Raw genomic sequence first — 13,863 nt, forward strand, 5'->3', positions numbered from 1 at the left:
GTCCAAGGCTGGCGATCACCTCCGCCTCGATGCCATCGCGGCGGGCAAACGCCAGCAAGCGAGCCAAGCCCTCGCCTGTGTAAAGGACGAGACTGTCGTGCTGCCCTTCAGCAAGCCGCTTCAGCCAAGACTGAACCGGCGCGGCATCTTCGACGTCATGGATCGAGACCAGCGGACAGGGAATAACGACAGCGCCGTATCGTTCTAGCATACGTGTGAACAGATCGAGTTCGCGGCTCTCTGGCACGGCAATCTTTCGGCCTTGCAGCATCATCGCTTACGCTTCCGTCAGCAGCCGCTGCGCAGATGCAGAACTGTGCCCAAGGCTCGACTGGAGAGCCCTACCGAAGACGCTGCCGACGCCAATGATCACGGGCTTCGAAGGATCGCGTTGATCGCTCGCCTTGCCGAGATCAGATATGGTTCCGGCCCACCGATCGTCATTCCGCGACACGTCCGACACCATCACTGCTGGAGTGTCCGCGGAGAAGCCCTCCTCCACCAGTCGTGCGGCAATGGCGCCTGCCGTTCCTCCGGCCATGTAGAAGATGATTGTCGTGAGAGGATCCACCAAGCCTTGCCAATCCAGATTGTCCGGAAGTTGCCCCGTCCTCGCGCATCCTGTTACGAACCGAACCGACTGCGCCATGTCGCGATGAGTGAGAGAGATACCGAGAGACGATGCCAGGGCGATGCCTGCCGTGATGCCGGGCACGACGTCTACGGGAACGCCCGCGCGCTCCAGATGATTGATCTCCTCTCCGGCCCGGCCGAAGATCATGGGATCGCCGGATTTCAGGCGCACCACATGTTTTCCTTGCATGGCAAGGCGGGTCATGAGGTCGTTGATGTCCTCCTGTGCGCAGGATGCGCGCCCTCCCCGCTTCCCGACCATGAGGCGCTTCGCTTCACGGCGTGCGAGTTCGAGCACATCTTCCGATACCAGATCATCGAAGAGAATGACGTCGGCAGCCTGCAGCGCGCGCATGGCTTTGAGGGTCAGCAATTCCGCATCGCCGGGACCCGCGCCGACGAGCGTGACACGCCCCACAGCCTTGGCGGAGTGCGAGGCGATTTGTCCGAGAACTGCGTCGACGTTTGATGCCACGGATTGCGGTGAGCCGCCCTGGAAAGCCAGATCGGTAAAGCGCTCCCAGAACGCGCGGCGCGACTGTCCCGGAGGCAGTTGCTCCATGATGCGTTCGCGTATGGCCTTGGCGAGCGAGGCCCAGGCGGACAGGGACGGATGCAGCAGCGTCTCGATGCGACGCCGTATGGCTTGCCCCAGGATCGGCGCTGCGCCGTCAGTGGAAATTCCAATGACGACTGGAGAACGATTGACCACCGAGCCGAATTGAAAATCGCAGTAGCCGGGCTTGTCGATCACGTTCACAGGAACGCCAGCTTCATGCGCGGCTATGGCAAATGCTTCCGCCTCGCTCTCATTCTCAAGATCGGCGACTGCGAGAACAGCATCATTCAGAATCTCGGGTGTCCAGCGACCACGATGCAGAGTGAGGCGGCCATCCGCCGCTCCGCGAGCCAGCAACGCCTCCATCTCGGCGCAGATTTCGGTTGCATAGACATCGACATACGCTCCCGCCGCAGCGAGAAGCTCCGCCTTCCACGCTGCGCCAGGGGAGCCGCCGACAAGCACGGCACGCTTGCCCTGCAGGTCGAAGAAGACCGGCAGCTTGGCGAGACGCCCCATGCGACCCGGCTCGGCCTCGGACGGTTTTCGTAACGACTGCAGCATCGATGAACCTCCGGATTTTCACACGACAGAAAGCGCAGTTCAGGCCGGCTATGTTGGGCAGGTTACCCGCCGCCTGCCGCGAGGACCTCGCCTGAATGCAAAAAACGCCGCGTGACGAACTGCATGCCGCTGCTGCGGCACTACAACCAATCTCGCGACGTCGTTGTCGGAAAATGCCTCTTCAGAGGCACGCGCGGCCGATCATCGTTGATCGGCGTTGCTCATGAAGGCCGGCTACGACTTCCTTGTCTGACCTGACCTTGAAGAAAAAAGGTACGCACTGCACAGATTTTGCTCAAGGCGATTGTTTGTGCAGTTTGCGCTTAATGTATGCGCTAGATTGTATAATTCGCGCTCAAGGCAAGGAAAGAGTGCTGATCGCAAAGCCATTGACGTAAGATGGAATATCCCTGGGATCGAAGGCACGCTGATCGATGAATGGGTGAGGATCGAGGATAAGATCCCCAGCTGTGCTGGGAACACTAGCTGAGCCTGACATCATACCCTCGATCTTGCTGTCGATCGTCGGGACGGCGGTCGCCGACCCGCCAAGTACACTACGGTAAATGTCCGGGCGGTAGGCTGCCTCGACCTGCGCAAGATGGGCATCATCATAAGCGACCTGTCCCCATCGAACCATCTGGCTGTAGATCCATGCGGCTTGGCTGACCCAGGGAAAGTTGGCCGCTTGACCATGGAACAGCAGATAGTTTTCGATCCGTCTCACCCTGCCGCCAGGATCGACGGTGAGTTCTCCCTTAAGCAGGCGCAGGATCATCTCCGCTGGAGTTCCCACGTAGGCGGGATCAGCCAGCATGTCGGCCAGAGACGCATGGTTATCCGGATCGTCGCACCAGCGAGCGGCGGCATCCAGCGCCACGATCAGACGCGACAGCGTCTCAGGATTATCCTCGGCCCAGTTGGGGCTGACACCCAGGACCTTCTCCGGGGCAGCCGGCCAGATATCGGCCTTCGTGGCCACCATCCGGCCCATGCCCCTTTCCACTGCGATCATGTTCCAGGGAGCGTTGACGCAGAAGCCGTCGATGGCCCGTGCCGACATGGCATCGACGGTCAGAGGGGGCGGGACCACGGTCATCGTCACGTCGCTGTCTGGATTGATCCCTGCTGCCGCAAGCCAGAAGCGGAACTCGTAATTGTGAGACGAGAACGGGTAAGTCATGGCGAAAACCAGCGGTCGGCGGCCGTCCTGCTTTCTCCGTTCGATTATCATCTTCAAGGCTAAGGCGTTTACGAGCGCATCTTCCGATCCGTCGAGTCCGAAAATCGCTTGCATCTCGCGATAAAGTTCAAGCGAGAGCGTGATGGCATTGCCGCCACGACCAAGGGCGAAGGGTGTGAAACAACGATATGGATTCGAGCCGAGGCCGAGCTGGGAAGCAATTGGCATCGGACTCAACATGTGGGCCACATCGAACTGACCGAAGGCAAGCCTGTCGCGGATGTTGGACCATGACACATCCTTGATGAGCTGCAGGCGAATGCCCTCGCGCCGGGCGAAACCCTGCTCCTCCGCTGCGACAAGCACGGCCATGTCCAGAAGTGGAATGAACCCTACACGCACCAGCCGCTCCGGCGTGGGACCGCCTCTTGCTGGAGTGGGGATGCCCTCAGTCGATCCTGATCGGCTTGAGAAGGGGCTCCCGAAGGCTTGGAAATCCAACACGCTATTATTTCTCCAGAAGCGAAGCTGCCGTGACGACGCTCTGCGCAATGTCGACCAGCTTTCTTTTTTCGTTCATGGCCGTTTGGCGCAGAAGCGCATAGGCCTCCTCCTCCGAGAGCTGCCGGGTTCTCATGAGAATTCCCTTGGCGCGCTCGATAGTCTTACGGGACGCAAGTTCGTTGCGCGCCGCCGTCAGCTCGCGTTGCAGGCGGTCGAACGCGTTGAACCGGCTGACCGCCATATCCACAATGGCCTTGACCCGCTCCTTGCGCAGCCCATCGACGACGTAGGCGGATACACCGGCTTCCACGGCGGCCTGGATCATGCCCTCGTCGGATTGGTCCACGAACATGGCTACCGGACGGGAGACGAGCTTGGAGACCTGGAACATCTGCTCGAGCACGTCGCGGCTGGGATTTTCGATCCCGATGATGATCACGTCCGGATCAATGGCGCTCAGCCGGCGAAGCATGTGGGTCATGGTGTCGATGACCTCCACGTCGACGACACCGGCATCCCGCAGGCCATCGAGGAGGATAGCGGCCCTGATGCTGTTCTCCTCGATGATCGCAACGCGGAGAGGCCGCTGCCCTGCTGGGTTATCTTTGGTCAAATCGCTGAAAGCTCTCGATGCCGATGTTCAGGTGGAACATCCTGCAAGTTTCGGGCCAAGATTATTGGGCGGGATCGGGTGGGTCCGAGTGAATTTTGCTTGTTTTTTAGGCATTTCATGCCGGCTGCTGTGGCAAGCTCACCCCTGTCTTGTCATAGAGGGCCATGACCTCTACGATGCGTCCGTCGAGATTTGGCCGACGACTGAGCTGCTGCGCGATACCGTGCACCTGCACGGGCGATTTCCCCAAGCATCGATATCTTCGAGCCAAGGCGCTTCGGCATCTTGACTCATCTTTAGGACCAACTGGGAAAGGAGCGCACCATGGCTACGGGCACGGTGAAGTGGTACAACGAAACAAAGGGCTATGGATTCATCCAGCCCGACAACGGCGGCAAGGATGTTTTCGTCCATGCGTCCGCTCTGGAGCGCGCCGGTCTGCGTGGTCTGGCCGAGGGCCAGAAGGTCTCCTACGAGATCGAGTCCGACCGCCGCACCGGCAAGGAATCGGCAGGAAACCTGAAGACGGCTTAATCAAGCCCTCCAGCCATCGATTTCTCAGCAGAGGCCGCTCCAGCTTGGAGCGGCCTCTGTATTTTGGCGCATGAGGTATCTCAATGCGCAAAGCCAAGGAAAGGAATCCTGACATTGGCGCGCAAGAAGTCAAAACCGATCGAGAGCGGATATGCTCTCTTTGACGTCCTCTACGAGGATGGCACCCGCAGTTCGAACAGACGCGTCCCGCGCTCCATCTTGGGTGGGCTCGATGGCGATGAGCCTGCCCGTATAACCATTGAAGAGCAGGACAACGCTATCGCCGAGAAAGCCGGCCGCCCCCGCATTCCGATCAAGAAGATTACGCGCTCGCCGGACTAACGCTAGCGGCCGGTCTTATCGTCGGCTTTTGCGGATATTTTGGGCGCGTTGATTGTTTTCGGGCATTTCTCCAAGAGAGATTGGGCGGAAACGGAAAGAAAAACGGCTAAAATCTTTGATTTTTCCTATAATTAGCAAGTTGGCACTTGTAAAAACTCGATAATTATCTATATCTTTATTATCGACTTTGGCCGGACAATCGGGCCGTTTCGCTGTTGGCTCTGCCAGGCGCACGTTCGGACTTTCTTACCAAAACTTCGACGAACCGAGTTGAGGCAGCGAATTCGCGTGCCTTCGCTCACGTGCATCTGCGGCAATCGCGAAAGGTCACCCCCATGATTACGGGCACTGTGAAATTCTATAACGACACGAAGGGCTTCGGCTTCATCCAGCCGGACGATGGCAGCAAGGACGTGTTTGTCCATGCCACGGCCCTCGAGCGCGCAGGGATGCGCGGTCTCGTGGAAGGCGAAAAGGTCTTATTCGACACGGCGGAAGACCGTCGCTCCGGCAAGATTGCAGTCGACAATATCCAGAAGGCCTGAGGATGACAGGGCGCATACCATAAGCGCCCTCCCCGAAGCCGCTCCCGAGCGGAGCGGCTTTTTCTTTACGAGCCTTCCTCGTCCGACGGCTAAGAAGTGAGGAATTGATGAACACGTTTCGAAGAGCCAATCCTGCGAAGACAGTCATGTTCGTGGTGGATTATGACGATGCGCGCAGGGCCTATCTGTGGGTCGACGATCTCACAAAGGCGAACGATAGCCGGGCCATCGCCTTGATTGCGCGAGCCCAGCAAGAGCAAGGCACGCTGCCTGAAGGCACCATCACCGGCATCAGACGTATCCGGTAAGCGGCTGCGCAGGTACGATCAGAACAACACATTGAGATCATTAAACGGAATGAAGCAGAAAGATTTAGGCGAGCGGCTGAGTGCCGCCATGAGCGCGAAACAAGCAATGGCGGCCAAGTTCCTTCAGCGCCCCGGCCCTGACGATGCGGCGGTGGCGGAACGGCGAGCGGCCCGAGCCGCCGTGAGCGCCGCGCGTGACGCCCGTCTGGCGGAGCGCGAGGCCCAGCGCCTTGCCGAGAACGCTCGCATCACGGCCGAGCGCGAGGCGATGGCGGCGGAACAAGCCGATCAGGAAGTGCGTGCTGCGGCCGAAAAGGAAGCGAATGACGCAAGGCTGGAGGCAGAACGCAAAGCCGCCCGCGATGCTCGTTACGCGGCCCGCAAAGCGCGGCAGTAGCGACTTCTGCCCCATAGCCTCTCGACGATTGCAACTGACCCGATTCACGCAACAGCAAGGAGATCGACAGATGTCTCACAAGTTCAAAGTCCGACAAATGGTCCGGTTGAAGCAGCCGGGCTTTTCCGATGCAAGAACGAGCGCCGTCAGCATCTATGAGGTTGTGCGACTGATGCCGGCCGATCAGACCGGCGAAGTTTCGTACCGGATCAAGTCGGGTGCGATCGAGAAAGCCGTGCGGGAAAGCGAAATTCGGAGCACCTAGCCCTCCATACCCACCCGCTATGTGATCCGCCCAATGCATGTTACGGCAGATTGAATCTCATCATTGAAAGATAGGACATCCTTTGCAGGTTTTAGTGCGCGACAACAATGTCGATCAGGCCCTTCGGGTTCTCAAGAAGAAGATGCAGCGCGAAGGCATCTTCCGCGAGATGAAAGCGCGGAAGGCTTATGAGAAGCCCTCCGAGCGCAAGACCCGTGAGAAAGCGGAAGCTGTCCGGCGCAACCGCAAAGCCGCTCGCAAGCAGGCTATCCGCGAGGGACTGATTGCGGCACCGAAGCCCAAGCCGCGCTTCGCCAATCCGCGTCGGCCCGGGGCTGCTGCCCCCAATACGACCCCGCGCACCGAAGCCGCAGGATCGAAGGTCTAGCAGGATCAGAGCGATAGAGCCGAGCATGGTTCTCCGAGACGGTAGAGCGGCTTTCGATATGCGCCGCTCCGTCTCCATCCTGGGCGTCAGTGCGCAATAAGCCTGACGCCGAGCACCCTCAAAAGAGCAGTCCGCTTTTGGGGCCGATGTTCTCGTCGCCCCTTAGTTTGTTCAATCGATTATTCATCCGAAGAAGTTATTCGCCGTGCAGCGCGCCCGCTCAAAATTGTTCGATATTCTATTGGCATTGTGGACCGGTCTCTTCGCGCCTGCCTTGGCCATTCTGTGGCTGTGCGGATCACCGGAGCGTGGCGTCCGGCTGGCGTCCCGGCTGTGGGCGCGCGGTATCCTTGTGGGCTTGAAGTGGGTTGTCGGCCTGAACTACGCCGAGCGAGGCTTGCACAACGTCCCCAATGAGCCCTGCCTGATCATCGCCAACCACCAATCGACGTGGGAGACCTTGGCGTTTCTGATCCTTTTCCCGGATGTGGCGATTATCGCGAAGCGGGAACTGCTGACGGTTCCGGTCTTCTCGTGGTTCCTGCGCAAGTCGCCGATGATCCTGATCGATCGGGAGAGCGGCTCGAAGGCGATTCGGAAGATGGTGGATGAAAGCCAAGCGGCTCTGGCCCAGGGTCGTTCCGTGCTCATCTTTCCCGAAGGAACCCGCAAGTCGGCCTCAGAGCCCATCGCGTTCAAGCGCGGAGTGGAACTGCTTTACATCAAACTCAACCGGGTGGTTCTCCCGGTGTCTCTGAATTCGGGTCTCTTTTGGGGACCGGATCGGCCTTACAAGCGGGCCGGCACGATTTCGGTTTCCTATCTCAGCCCCATCGAGCCAGGCCTTACAGGCCACGAATTCACACGCAAAGCCGAGCAGCTTCTCGAAACTGAGAGAAGACACTCCTGGTCACAGGCAGCCTGAGTTCGGGCTCGGCATCAGCGTATCGCCGAACCCGAATTAGCACCTAACGGCCCTCTATGGAGCCGACACCAGCTCGATGAAGGGCTCGAGGCTCGCATAAGGCAGCGTGAACTTCTCGCCCCTGAACAGCATCGGCACATCCTGCCCACCGGCAAAGCCGGAGGTCAATCTGCTGCGGACCGTGAAGGTCTCGTCTGCCTTCACATCGCCCCAGGGCTCATCCAGATGGTCCATCACGCCAAGTTCACTCAGCTTGGATTCAACGGTCTGCGTGCGGGCATGCGACGGCAACTGCCGCAAGCTGCTTTCCACTTCGTCGCGCATGACGGCATAGGCAGGATTACGAATCTTGTAGCGAAGCTCCGCATCTTGCGTGAAGCGCCATACGGAACCGATCACCATCTGCTGCTGCTTGGTGGGCGGCGTCTTCGCGGGCTTGTCCGTCTTCTTGTCCGCCTTGGCCCGGGCGGGAGGCTCGGCAGGCTGAACTCCGGCGATCAGCGTCCACTTGCTCGACCACTCCACCGCCCGATAGTCGCCTTTGGTGAGCCGATCGGTGAATTCCAGAATATCCTGATCGATGGGGCGCTTGCCGCCGCTTGACTCGAAATACCGTTGCCGCATGTCATCGGGAAGAAGCAGATAGAAATTGTCGCTCTTGACGTCCACATCGAAAATTTTGGCGACCTTCACCACCTGATCGCGCGTGGTCGGAGCCTCTACGCCGTTGCCCGTTGGGTAGACGATTGTCCCCTTGGAAACGCGGATGTAGCCGCCCACCTGAATATCCGACATGTAATCTTCTCTCTTTCATTGAAGCGGCAATTGCTGCGGACTCCGCAGGCAGTAAAAGGGAACGGCACCCGAAGGTGCCGTTTCTGTTGCTAGGCTTTCCCGAGCCCCGGATCGTTACGCCGCGAGGCGCACTGCACCCATGTCAACGTTGTCGTTGGCATTTATGAATTTGCACTATCAAGGCCGTAGCTAAGCCTAATCGCAACCTAGCCTTTATCACGCCCAGTCGAACCCATGTCGCCCCCATCAAAAACACGCCGGAACTACAGCCGATGTGCTTTTGGTGGAGGCGGCGGGAATCGAACCCGCGTCCTGAACGTCTATTCCACTCTGCCTCTACGATCATAGTCAGGCGAACCTGACACTCGGGATATAGAGGATCATCGACACGATATCTAGGCTTCAAATCGATGGTCTATGCTATTGAGCGCCCGACCTTATGACGCACCGCCCCCTGTTGGTGCGGCTACGCTTGGGCCAAAAGCCAATCGCCTTGATTTAAGAGAAGGGATTGAGGGACAAGGCATGGTTGTCCCAGATCCAGCGGTCGAAATCGCCGCCGATCCGCTCTATCGCCGGCTCTTCGATCCTTGCCATTCCCACACCCGCATTGCCGGAGGTCACCAGGAACGTGGCCCTATCTGGCGCCGCCGTTACCCCGCAGACATCCGACATGCGCTTGCGGCCGAGGTAACGTCGCGAAGCTCTGTCCCAGAACGCAACGACACTGCCTCTCGGGCTCGTGGCGGCAATGATGTCACCCGACCGGTCGAGGGACACGGAGCCGATATAGTTCTCCATCGAGACGAGATCGTCCTCCGGCATGTCGAGGAAAACCGTCTCGCCACGCGGCGTGAGAAGCCCAACCAGCTGCACGACGTTGAGCGGATCCCCTTTGAACTGGCAGCCGAAGACAACCTCGCCATCCGGCGCACAGGCAAGGTGACGGATGCTCAAGTTGCGCAACTCGCGCCCCAGTTCGATATGGCTTTCGACTTCACCGCTTCCTGCACGAATGAGAGCAAGGCTTGGCTCAAGTTCGCCTTCGTTGACGACATCCCGGCTGTCCGACTCCGTACGCTCGCCGCCATTGGCCACGACGAGGCGTTCGCCACCGGGCAGGAAGGCGAGGTCATGCGGCCCGGGTCCGCTCGTGGTCATCTCTCCGATCCGCGCGTAGCCGGCATCCGCGTTGTAGATCCCGAGGATTCCCTCGCCGGCCGCGATGTGGTTCTCGGTGGTGAAAAGCAGCCGTCCGTCATCGGAGAAGACGCCATGCCCATAGAAATGCCGCCCCTGCGCCGCCGTCACCACCTTGCGGACGCTGCCGCTGGCGGGATCGATCACGGCCATCCAGTTGCCGGGGCGGCGGGCAAAGACGACGAGTTCGCGCCCGTCTGGACGCAAAGTGATGTCATGCCCCCGTGATGGCAGGGTCGTGGCGAAATGCATGCGCCCGTCATGCGAGAATGCAGCCACATGATGAACGCCGTCCGCATTCGTGCAGGCTGAAACATAGACAGGCTCGCCCGCCTGCGCCGTCCGAGGGGCAAGGCTCGTGCCGATGGCCGCGCCGAGGGCGGCGAGGAAGCTTCTGCGATCAATCACCATCGAGAGAATTGAACCCTGTCGTGATGTTCAAAGCCGGCGGAAGATTAGCTGTTACAAGCGTGCGGGCCGAAGAGACAACATCGCGCAGCAGCACTACTTGCCCGCGACGGCGTGGATCGGCAACCGCTTCGCTCAGATTCTGCGGTGCGTTCTTGGCAATCGAAGCTGCATTATCAAGAGCGCCGAGCGCAACTTGTGCTTCATCGCCGGGATTTGCACCAAGCAGCGCTTGAGACAACGCACGCGCCCCTTCCAGATTGAGGCGGACCACCCGTGTGCCGCGTCCGCTGCGCCACATTTCGGCAAGCATAGGGCGGGAGGAATCGATGCTCTGGCCGAGAGGCGCGGTGAGCTTGAAGTCCTCGACGACTTCGAGGGCGGTCAGGAGATCCGTCACGAAGCGTGTCACGGCTTCGCGAGCGCGCGCTTCATCCGCCTGTTCCAGCATCGGCAAGGTTTTCTGCCGCCACTCGTCCGAAACCTTGCGCGATGTTGCGGCAAGCGCATTCGCGATGGCCTGCCCTACACGGCACAAACGCTCGCTGGCGTGTGTGCCGGAACGGAGATCGCCGCGCGTCTCCTTTTCGAACAGGAGCCGCTCAAGAGCCGAAAACCCCTGTCCGGCGACGCTGGTCTCCTGAAAGCGCTCTGAGGAAAAGACTTCAACATCCGGACGCGAAATGAGGTTCGACAGCGCGCGCGAGACTGCGTTCCGGCGCTCGGGCCAATGGGCCATGCGCTCGAACCTGAAGTCTTCGCCGATAGGCCCATAGCGCAGGAACTCGACCTGAGCCCACGCATCGGCGGCCGTATGATAAACGGCATCGAGCGCATTGAGATCACGCGGGGGGCGCGACTTGCAGATAGTGTTCCATGCTACTGCCTGTGCGGATGTCGCCTCCGCAAGCGCTTCGTAACGTGGCAATGCAAACTCGCGCGCGGCCCGCAAGGCTGCTTCGCGATGATCGGCCGCGTTTACGGGCGCGCCGGATGCGAGCGCGAAAACAAAACCGAATGCTGCCAGCAAGCGCTTCACGTCGAACTCCTAAAGCGAAGACAGGAAGGCGAGAAGCCGATCACGTTCACTCCTATCGAGAGCGATGTAGCGCGACCGTGCCGCGCTCCCCTCTCCGCCATGGGCCAGGATTGCCTCCTCAAGCGTTCCCGCACGCCCGTCATGCAGGAAGCCTGCCCGGGATGCAAGAATTCGAGAGAGCCCCCAGAGCGGTACGGTCTTCCATTCACCCGAGGCTACCCCGGGCTCGGTCGCACCGCCATCGAGTTCATCGCCCATGTCGTGTAGGAGAAGATCGGTATAAGCCTGCACCGGACCCCACGGCGACGGTAATGCAGGCGTGTGGCAGGCGGCGCAGCCGATGGCCACAAACAGCCTTTCGCCAGCGCTATCCATGGCTCCGTTCGTTCGCATGGGAGGAGCAACCGAGGCGAGATAATCACGAATCATCGCGACTAGCTCGACCGTGATCTCGGGCTCGCTCTCATTTCCCCCATGCGGAGCAGCGCGGCATTCAGATTGCATCCGCGAGCAATCGCCCCAGGGAGCAGGCAGCCCTGGCGTCGAAAGACCGATATCAAGCGAGAATGCCGTCTCGGTCATGCTGGAAAGGCTCGCCGCCGATGCCTTCCAGCCGAAGCGCCCAATGCGGTATGCGCCGTCATGCATGGCGACCATGTTCGCCCGGCCGGAAATGCCGTCGCCGTTCCGATCGTCCGCGTCCGCGCGCTCAAGAATGGCGGCATCGGGAACCGCTTCGAGTAACCCGAGGCCGTGCAGCGCTGGCGCAAGGCGGGCTCCTTGATAGGTGCTGGACGCGACGGCACCCCCGCTCAGATCGCGGGCATAAGGCCCCTTCTCCGAAAGAGCGATGCGCCCCTCCGGCTCGACACCCGGAACGGCGGCGGTCTGGAGCTGCTTGCCATAGACCGGGTCAGCCTTGCCGTCGTTATCTGAGAAACGCAGGATGAGATTGTCGCTCGTGACGATACCAGCTGCATTCACCTCGACGGGCATGCGCTCCAGACCCGCGTGGCAGGAGACACAGGCGCGAGCGTTGAAGAGAGGTCCCAGGCCGTCGTTGGCCTTCGTCGATGACGGCGCCGGCACCCAGGCGCGCTCGAACAGCGCCTTGCCGATGGTACGGCTCATCCTGTCGTCCGCCATGGCGGCTCCTGCGAGCGCGATGGCGATGCCGATGCCGGCGGCAAGGCGCATCACACGACCCTCACATAGCCCATCATCCCGAACTCCAGATGCTCGAGGATATGGCAGTGGAACATCCAGTCACCGCGCTCGGCCACGAAGGCGATCTCGATGCGCTCTTTCGGATGCAGCAGCACCGTATCGGCGAGAAAGCGTGGCACGTCCGAACGCGAGGCGGAAAGCACCTCGAACATATGTCCATGCAGATGGATCGGATGCGGATGCGGCGTGGCGTTCATCAACTCGAACACATAGGACTTGCCCGCGTCCAGCATCGCCAGAGGCGGCGGCATCTGCCGGTGCCCGGCATTCGGCCAGGATGCCTTGTTGATGGCCCAGAAGGTCGCATCCTGAACGCAGAGGGAATCGAGCAGCACCTTGCTGAGCGGATCGTCCTGCGCGATTGCCTGCACGAAGCCGGCAGCACCCGTTGCGGCGCTGAACGCGAAGCTCATGCGCTCGGCCGATTTCAAATCAGCGCGCGGCACACGCGATGCATAGAGAGGCTTGGGCCGGAACACGCGCGGCTTCAGAGCGGACTCGACCGTGTTCAGTGTCGCCAGCGTCCAGGGCTCGGAAGAGAAATAATCGAGCACTTTGAAAGATCGTCCGGCCTTAGGGGCGCGCACCAGAATGTCGAGGCGCATCGCCGCGCCGAGCTTCCAGCTATGCAGCGGAAAGGGGTCGATGGGATTGCCGTCGGTTGCGATCACATAAGCGTCGGCCCCCTCCACGCCGACCTCTATCGTGCGGGAAGCATCGATGTTGAGAATGCGCAGGCGAATATCGCCATGGGCGGGAACGTCGACGGAGAAAGCCTGCACACCGTTGACGGCCCGCACATTGCCGAAGGTGCCGGCGCGGCTCGCGCCCTCCGATGTTTCAAACGGCAGCCAGGCGCCGCTCTCGGCGAGACGCCAATCCTTGTTGGCGAGCACGATATCCGCATGCGACGGTTCCTGCTCGTCGCCTTCGACGATCAGGATGCCCGCAAGCCCGCGCCCAACCTGGCCCACTTCGTTGCAGTGCGGATGGAAGAAGAACGTTCCCGTATCGGGCGGCGTGAATTCGTAAGCGAAGGTCTCGCCCGGATTGACCGGTGGCTGCGTCAGGTACTGAACGCCGTCCTGGCTGTTGGGCACGCGAATGCCGTGCCAGTGCATCGAGGTGTGCTCGGGCAGGTTGTTGACGAGCTGCGCCCGCACCGTATCGCCGAGCCGCATGCGTGTGATGCCGAACGGCGCGTCTGTATAGGTCCATACACGCGAAACGGGCCCCGAGGGCCCGAGAAGCCGCGCGTCGCGCTCGGCTGCGGTAAAGATGAGTTCGTGCCGACGCCCGCCTTTTCCGGGCGGGCGAGTGGGCAGTCCCTCGCCCGCCCGGGCAGGCGAAGATCGCCATCCCAGGCTTGCAAGAGCGCCGCCGCCCGCAATCCCCGCAGCCCCGCTCAATAAGGCGCGGCGCGTCAGCACGACA

The 13,863-nt window shown here is 60.6% G+C and carries 18 protein-coding genes and 1 other RNA gene; 8 read left to right on the top strand and 11 right to left on the bottom strand.

What is annotated here, in order from left to right; all coding sequences use genetic code 11:
- The 4 genes from ACXJKO_RS09730 to ACXJKO_RS09745 all read right to left on the bottom strand — a co-directional run.
- The coding region (locus ACXJKO_RS09730; RefSeq protein WP_457090888.1) for a uroporphyrinogen-III synthase at positions 1-274 on the bottom strand (274 nt) is incomplete at its 3' end.
- A 3-nt stretch (positions 275-277) separates the two neighbouring features.
- Entirely contained in the window at positions 278-1,756 is a 1,479-nt protein-coding gene (gene cysG / locus ACXJKO_RS09735) for a siroheme synthase CysG (RefSeq protein WP_457090889.1), read from the bottom strand.
- Positions 1,757-2,111: 355 nt separating this feature from the next.
- The gene (locus tag ACXJKO_RS09740; RefSeq protein WP_457090890.1) at positions 2,112-3,443 is read right to left on the bottom strand and encodes a CmpA/NrtA family ABC transporter substrate-binding protein; all 1,332 of its coding nucleotides are present in this window, start codon (positions 3,441-3,443) and stop codon (positions 2,112-2,114) included.
- Between the two features lie 4 nt (positions 3,444-3,447).
- A complete protein-coding gene (locus tag ACXJKO_RS09745; RefSeq protein ID WP_457090891.1) occupies positions 3,448-4,056 on the bottom strand; it encodes an ANTAR domain-containing response regulator in 609 nt (202 codons plus the stop codon).
- Between the two features lie 324 nt (positions 4,057-4,380).
- Between ACXJKO_RS09745 and ACXJKO_RS09750 the strand changes: the two genes are divergently transcribed.
- A complete protein-coding gene (locus tag ACXJKO_RS09750; protein WP_457090892.1) occupies positions 4,381-4,590 on the top strand; it encodes a cold-shock protein in 210 nt (69 codons plus the stop codon).
- Between the two features lie 114 nt (positions 4,591-4,704).
- Entirely contained in the window at positions 4,705-4,932 is a 228-nt protein-coding gene (locus ACXJKO_RS09755) for a hypothetical protein (protein WP_457090893.1), read from the top strand.
- 15 nt (positions 4,933-4,947) lie between these two features.
- Here ACXJKO_RS09755 and ACXJKO_RS09760 read toward each other — a convergent pair whose 3' ends face one another.
- On the bottom strand, positions 4,948-5,166 hold the full coding sequence (locus tag ACXJKO_RS09760; RefSeq protein ID WP_457090894.1) for a hypothetical protein: 219 nt from the start codon (positions 5,164-5,166) through the stop codon (positions 4,948-4,950).
- Positions 5,167-5,267: 101 nt separating this feature from the next.
- Between ACXJKO_RS09760 and ACXJKO_RS09765 the strand changes: the two genes are divergently transcribed.
- The 6 genes from ACXJKO_RS09765 (at position 5,268) to ACXJKO_RS09790 (ending at position 7,760) form a co-directional block, all read left to right on the top strand.
- Positions 5,268-5,477 (top strand): cold-shock protein, encoded by a 210-nt coding sequence (locus ACXJKO_RS09765; RefSeq protein WP_457090895.1) that lies wholly within the window; start codon positions 5,268-5,270, stop codon positions 5,475-5,477.
- Between the two features lie 107 nt (positions 5,478-5,584).
- The gene (locus ACXJKO_RS09770; protein ID WP_457090896.1) at positions 5,585-5,785 is read left to right on the top strand and encodes a hypothetical protein; all 201 of its coding nucleotides are present in this window, start codon (positions 5,585-5,587) and stop codon (positions 5,783-5,785) included.
- Between the two features lie 49 nt (positions 5,786-5,834).
- Complete coding sequence (locus tag ACXJKO_RS09775; protein ID WP_457090897.1) at positions 5,835-6,182, top strand: DUF6481 family protein; 348 nt, start codon at positions 5,835-5,837, stop codon at positions 6,180-6,182.
- A gap of 70 nt (positions 6,183-6,252) precedes the next feature.
- Positions 6,253-6,447, top strand: coding sequence for a hypothetical protein (locus ACXJKO_RS09780; RefSeq protein WP_457090898.1), 195 nt, complete (start codon positions 6,253-6,255; stop codon positions 6,445-6,447).
- Between the two features lie 82 nt (positions 6,448-6,529).
- Positions 6,530-6,835 (top strand): 30S ribosomal protein S21, encoded by a 306-nt coding sequence (gene rpsU, locus ACXJKO_RS09785; RefSeq protein ID WP_457090899.1) that lies wholly within the window; start codon positions 6,530-6,532, stop codon positions 6,833-6,835.
- A gap of 205 nt (positions 6,836-7,040) precedes the next feature.
- Positions 7,041-7,760: a lysophospholipid acyltransferase family protein gene (locus tag ACXJKO_RS09790; RefSeq protein ID WP_457090900.1), complete on the top strand. Its 720-nt coding sequence runs from the start codon at positions 7,041-7,043 to the stop codon at positions 7,758-7,760.
- 54 nt (positions 7,761-7,814) lie between these two features.
- Here the strand turns inward: ACXJKO_RS09790 and ACXJKO_RS09795 are convergent, their stop codons facing one another.
- The 6 genes from ACXJKO_RS09795 to ACXJKO_RS09820 form a co-directional block, all read right to left on the bottom strand.
- Positions 7,815-8,555 (bottom strand): hypothetical protein, encoded by a 741-nt coding sequence (locus ACXJKO_RS09795; protein WP_457090901.1) that lies wholly within the window; start codon positions 8,553-8,555, stop codon positions 7,815-7,817.
- Positions 8,556-8,627: 72 nt separating this feature from the next.
- Positions 8,628-8,957: a transfer-messenger RNA gene (gene ssrA, locus ACXJKO_RS09800) on the bottom strand.
- A gap of 96 nt (positions 8,958-9,053) precedes the next feature.
- Positions 9,054-10,166, bottom strand: coding sequence for a DUF1513 domain-containing protein (locus ACXJKO_RS09805; protein ID WP_457090902.1), 1,113 nt, complete (start codon positions 10,164-10,166; stop codon positions 9,054-9,056).
- Positions 10,156-11,202, bottom strand: a complete 1,047-nt coding sequence (locus ACXJKO_RS09810; protein WP_457090903.1) for an imelysin family protein — start codon at positions 11,200-11,202, stop codon at positions 10,156-10,158. The genes ACXJKO_RS09805 and ACXJKO_RS09810 overlap by 11 nt, the downstream gene beginning before the upstream one ends.
- Before the next feature lie 9 nt (positions 11,203-11,211).
- Positions 11,212-12,399: a di-heme oxidoredictase family protein gene (locus ACXJKO_RS09815; protein ID WP_457090904.1), complete on the bottom strand. Its 1,188-nt coding sequence runs from the start codon at positions 12,397-12,399 to the stop codon at positions 11,212-11,214.
- Positions 12,399-13,859 carry a multicopper oxidase family protein gene (locus ACXJKO_RS09820; RefSeq protein ID WP_457090905.1) on the bottom strand — a complete coding sequence of 487 codons (1,461 nt, stop codon included), beginning with the start codon at positions 13,857-13,859 and terminating at the stop codon, positions 12,399-12,401. Before ACXJKO_RS09820 ends, ACXJKO_RS09815 begins: the two co-directional genes overlap by 1 nt.
- Between the last annotated feature and the right edge of the window lie 4 nt (positions 13,860-13,863).

This window comes from Microvirga sp. P5_D2 (assembly GCF_054049475.1).

Bases quoted from the DNA above. Each gene is read 5' to 3' on its own strand.
- ACXJKO_RS09795 (WP_457090901.1), bottom strand. From the start codon at position 8,555: ATGTCGGATATTCAGGTGGGCGGCTACATCCGCGTTTCCAAGGGGACA.
- ACXJKO_RS09765 (WP_457090895.1), top strand. From the start codon at position 5,268: ATGATTACGGGCACTGTGAAATTCTATAACGACACGAAGGGCTTCGGC.
- ACXJKO_RS09770 (WP_457090896.1), top strand. From the start codon at position 5,585: ATGAACACGTTTCGAAGAGCCAATCCTGCGAAGACAGTCATGTTCGTG.
- ACXJKO_RS09775 (WP_457090897.1), top strand. From the start codon at position 5,835: ATGAAGCAGAAAGATTTAGGCGAGCGGCTGAGTGCCGCCATGAGCGCG.
- ACXJKO_RS09805 (WP_457090902.1), bottom strand. From the start codon at position 10,166: ATGGTGATTGATCGCAGAAGCTTCCTCGCCGCCCTCGGCGCGGCCATC.
- ACXJKO_RS09815 (WP_457090904.1), bottom strand. From the start codon at position 12,399: ATGCGCCTTGCCGCCGGCATCGGCATCGCCATCGCGCTCGCAGGAGCC.
- cysG (WP_457090889.1), bottom strand. From the start codon at position 1,756: ATGCTGCAGTCGTTACGAAAACCGTCCGAGGCCGAGCCGGGTCGCATG.
- ACXJKO_RS09750 (WP_457090892.1), top strand. From the start codon at position 4,381: ATGGCTACGGGCACGGTGAAGTGGTACAACGAAACAAAGGGCTATGGA.
- ACXJKO_RS09780 (WP_457090898.1), top strand. From the start codon at position 6,253: ATGTCTCACAAGTTCAAAGTCCGACAAATGGTCCGGTTGAAGCAGCCG.